The sequence below is a fragment of the Candidatus Liberibacter sp. genome (assembly GCF_014048425.1).
Classification (GTDB): domain Bacteria; phylum Pseudomonadota; class Alphaproteobacteria; order Rhizobiales; family Rhizobiaceae; genus Liberibacter.
Genome location: NZ_JACETX010000065.1, coordinates 1 through 3864 on the forward strand (window position 1 = coordinate 1; position 3864 = coordinate 3864).

A 3864-nucleotide genomic window follows, 5' to 3' on the forward strand; every position below is an offset into this window, starting at 1 on the left:
CACAATTAGGTTGGATGTTACCCCATGTTTTTCACAAACAAAATTTAAGAGCACCTTTAAAAGGTCAGTGCGCGCGCTGGCTTTTATCAAGGATTTTTTCTGGCAAGAAGAAGGCTTAGGCATTTTATCAATGGGCAGTGCCAATGCGGTTTTTACTATTTGTATAATTTTAGCACTGTGAGGAGATTTTATCCATTCACGGTGGATGGTGCGAAAATCTTCTAAGTCTTGAAGGCTTTTTGGTTTCTTTTGGACAATTTCGAACAGGATTTCATTTTTGAGAATCCTGTTGCGTGGTACATTGCGCGATCGTGCTTCATTCTCACGCCAAGTTGCTATGTACTTCAGAATAGATAATTCCTGAGGTTTTTTAAAATTCATTTTAAATTTCTCCCAAGCGGTATCAGGAGATATGTCATAAGTTTTTGGATCTATTAAGATATGGATTTTCTCCTTGATCCATTCAGTGCGACCGTTGTTCTGGAGTTCGTTTTTTAATTTGAGATAGACCTCTCGGAGATAGGTAACATCTGCTAATCCGTAACCTATTTGTTGAGGAGAAAGTGGTCTCTTATTCCATTTCGTAAAACGTAATGACTTATCAATTTTATGTCCTGTAATTTTTAATACGAGATGGTCATAAGAAATGAATTGCTTAAAACCACAAACCATGGCTGCGATTTGGGTATCAAATATTGGTGTAGGGATTCGATTGCACATGTGGAATATAATTTCAATATCTTGCCGTGCCGAGTGAAAGACCTTTATTATGGAAGGATTAGAGATCAAATCAAAAAAAGGACTGAGATCAATGTTGGTAGATAAAGGATCTACCAGAAACTCCATGGATGGGCTGGCCATCTGTATGAGGCATAATTGAGGCCAAAAAGTATTGTCGCGTAAAAATTCGGTATCAACGGTTATGAACTCAGATTTGGCTAGATCGGAGCAGGCTCTCTCTAGAGAGATGGTAGAAGTAATGATCTTTGACATAAATTTATTTTCCGAATGAAACCCATATCATATTGTTTTCGAAAATGATAATATAAAGATAAGTAATATATATGAAAAAATTCCTTTTGAAATATTTAAAATTAAATTTTTATGAACAAGATATCTTAATTTGATTATAGTCTAAATAAAATATTTATAAAACCTTATTTCTATTTAAGTGTTTGATAAATAATGTTATTATTCAACATGTATCTAGAATGGAAGTCAAGTGTATATGATTATACAATAAAGAGTAAAGCTATTTTGCCGTGTATTGGTAATTAAATTTCGCATATTAAATAGGCATTTTTTCTCTTTGCTAGAATAGGAAGATGAGAGAAGGAAATCATCTTGTTGGGCGTGTTTGGAAGTCTCCTCTTGCCATATGTATTATATATTCAGAAAGATGTGTCATCCCGTCTAAATTATCGTCTGGATCTATGAAGAGACCAAACTCTGTTTTATTTTTAATTTCGCCCTTAATTTATGTCCCAGACGGATTGACTTATTATTAAATGGGATGGCCAAAGATATTGGCGTCTCAAAACCTTATTAAATTCTTAATTGTCTTCGAAAAGTCATGAAATAGCATGTGGTTAAGTATGCTTTTAATGAGAATATAGCCGAAGAAGTAGGGGATAGCTGTCATCACGAAAAATAGATTGGAAATGATCCGTATTCTTGTCGACGAATTATTTCTCGTAGAGAGACTATAGCAAAGTGTATTTTCGGTATAATCGCAAAGGTTCAGAAAAATCTTAAAGACGTGACTACCATCAGGGAAAACAGAGCTGCTATCAAAATATTTTTCGCTCCCACGAAATTGAAGGAGGATGAAGTGGAAATGAAGAAATCTATTTGGTGATTACGCGCCTGCTTTTTTGTCTTTCAATGCGTTATCTTTTTAAGCCTAAGGTTTACGATTAATGATCCTTTTGAAAAAGGACCATTAAGTTCTCGTTTTAGAGGGGGCATGCACTTCGTCGGTATCCTAATGATGAGGAAAAGGTGCATAGCTTGCAAGCTGTGTGAAGCCATATATCCTGCAGAACAAGGCTCTTACAATAGAAGATGGACTTCGCGTCGTGGTGATTGCGCTTGCCGGACTATTCCGTTCATAGGAAGTCTGTTTATGTCAGCGAGTATTTTTCAGGGAAATATCTTTGATTATATGCGAATAGGGATAATAATCATGAATTTTCAGGGTTTTAGTAATCCATAAGTTTTGAATTTTCTCAAGAAATTCTTTATTAAGGAGGCCAATCTATTTAAAAACACTAATCACGGGATTTCAAGTCTCCATTAGGAGTAATGTGTATTGTGGTATTTTTGAGTAGGGATGAGATGGATACGTATCCCAAAAAAAGAAAAATCTTACAGAAAAAGATTTGTAAGAATTTTTGTGTAGTGTTGAGGAAGATTGTCTCGCAACTCAAAAATGAGCCGCAATTTATTTTTGCTCTTATCTCATTCATAAGCGGATGGCATTTATAGCCTCAGTAGATAATCGTGTAAAAACCATTTCTTGCAGAAATAAAAAAATGCGTTTTTGGGAATGATGTTCCATAGAGTCAATGGGAAACTAAAGAGTTTGATTTTAAAGAACAAGAATTTACAGGAAAATTATGCGATTGATTGCTAATTTTATTGTTTGATATATTTGGCACATTATGATTCATCAAAACAAGGATTTATTACAAGTTATTTTTCGCCAAAATATCATAAAGATTGTCATGAATATTCCGAACGAAATTTGACTCAGTGCATGCTGTTAGCTATGGTTTCTTTGTGAAATTTATTTTGGCTTGAATATTGAAGAAAACAGGATTTCGGGTTGTTTTTTGATTGGTAGTGTATTATGCATCGTTACCGTACTCACTCTTGTGGTGATTTAAGAAGTTCTGATGCCGGATCTATTGTACGTCTCTCCGGTTGGGTACATCGTGTTCGGGATCATGGGGGCGTGCTTTTTTTTGACTTGCGTGATCACTATGGTGTTACGCAGATTGTTGTAAATCCTGATTCTTCTAGATTTAGTCTCGCTGAATCTGTGCGAAGTGAATGGGTTCTTTGCGTTGATGGCGTGGTGAAGTCTAGAACTAAGGAGACGATCAATCCTGGCATGATAACGGGTGAGATTGAGTTATGTGCGCAGGAAATAGAGATTATTTCTGTGGCACAGGAAATCCCGTTACCAGTTTTTGGTGAGCCAGAATATCCTGAAGATATTCGTTTTAAATATCGATTTCTTGATTTGCGTCGTGATACTTTGCATAAGAATATTGTTAAGCGTACGCAGATTATTGCTTCTATGCGACGTCGCATGAGTGAGGTTAATTTTCTTGAGTATTCTACGCCAATTTTGACTGCTTCTTCTCCAGAGGGGGCTAGGGATTTTCTTATCCCTAGTAGAGTGAATGGAGGACTTTTTTTTGCTCTTCCACAAGCGCCGCAGCAGTATAAGCAATTGCTGATGGCTTCTGGATTCGACCGTTATTTTCAAATTGCTCCTTGTTTTCGAGACGAAGATCCTAGGGCAGATAGGTTGCCTGGAGAATTCTATCAGCTTGATGTTGAGATGAGTTTTGTTGAGCAAGAAGATGTTTTAAAAACCATGGAGCCAATTTTACGCGGTGTTTTTGAAGAATTTGCAAATGGAAAGAAAGTGACACCGCAGTTTCCTCGGATTCGCTATGATGATGCTATTCGAAAATATGGCTCAGATAGACCTGATTTACGAAATCCTATTATTATAAAGAATATTACAGATAATTTTGCAGGTTCGGGCTTTAAGATATTTTCTAATATGCTTTCTGCCGATCCGGAAGTTGAAGTTTGGGCTATCCCAGCTAAAACTGGGGGGAGTCGTGC

General features: G+C 36.3%; 2 protein-coding genes and 1 pseudogene. 2 read left to right on the forward strand and 1 reads right to left on the reverse strand.

What is annotated here, in order from left to right; all coding sequences use genetic code 11:
• The coding region (gene rnd, locus H0G72_RS05600) for a ribonuclease D (RefSeq protein WP_182017790.1) at positions 1-993 on the reverse strand (993 nt) is incomplete at its 3' end.
• A gap of 852 nt (positions 994-1845) precedes the next feature.
• Here rnd and H0G72_RS05605 point away from each other — a divergent pair.
• Positions 1846-2110: pseudogene (locus H0G72_RS05605) on the forward strand (hypothetical protein); the annotation flags it as partial.
• A 741-nt stretch (positions 2111-2851) separates the two neighbouring features.
• Positions 2852-3864, forward strand: a 1013-nt coding sequence (aspS, locus tag H0G72_RS05610; RefSeq protein ID WP_182017791.1) for an aspartate--tRNA ligase, incomplete at its 3' end; no start/stop codon positions are given.